At 46.1% G+C, this 746-nt stretch carries 1 protein-coding gene; it reads right to left on the bottom strand.

Annotation, left to right across the window (positions count from 1 at the left end; genetic code table 11):
- The coding region (locus tag BG32_RS00950) for a GTP-binding protein (protein WP_121526241.1) at window positions 1-746 on the bottom strand (746 nt) is incomplete at both ends.

The following is a 746-nucleotide window of genomic DNA, read 5'->3' as shown; positions in this document are numbered from 1 at the left end:
ACTCCATCGTCCGCCGCGACAACAAGAACCACGATATCCGTCGCCTGAGCGCCTCTGGCTCTCATTTCGGTAAAGGCTTCGTGCCCTGGCGTGTCAATGAATGTTATCTTCTTATTTCTTATTTCGACCTGGTAGGCACCGATCGTCTGTGTAATTCCACCGATCTCGTCTTCAGCAACTTTTGCCTTCCTTATTCTGTCGAGAAGGGTGGTCTTACCATGGTCGACGTGCCCCATTACGGTCACAACCGGTGGCCTCTGAACAAGTCTGGAACTCTCCTTATAAGCATCAGAGTACGCACTTACAATAGCATCAAAAGGATTAATCTCCTGTTCATGGATCAGTTCCACTTCCCATTCGTAGTTCTTAGCAATGTTCATCGCGTCTTCAAGAGAAAGTATCTGACCGGGACGAAGTATTATGCCGTTCATAAACTGATCCTTGATCACCTTAGAAATCGGAACGTTCATCTTCTTCGCGAGTACATCAAGCTTGAACTCATTACTCTTTAGCTTGATTGTCCTTGCTTTATGTTCAACCGGTATTTTCTTCTCGGTTGGCGGCTCCTCAATGGAGACCAGTTTCTTCTCAAGTTTTTTTGCCTCTTTTTCCTGAATCTTGCTCTTCGCCTTTTCGGCCTTTCTCAGAGTCTCTTTCTTTTCTTCCTCATAGAGACCGACGATAATATTCACGGTCTCTTCGTCAAGAACTGACATGTGGTTCTTGACGGTAACACCGAGCTCCTC

Origin of the sequence: Mesotoga sp. HF07.pep.5.2.highcov (genome assembly GCF_003666285.1) — a bacterium.
GTDB classification, from domain to species: Bacteria; Thermotogota; Thermotogae; order Petrotogales; family Kosmotogaceae; genus Mesotoga; species Mesotoga prima.
Note: the sequence above shows the minus strand (reverse complement) of the source record. Positions and strands in the feature narration are given on the sequence as shown.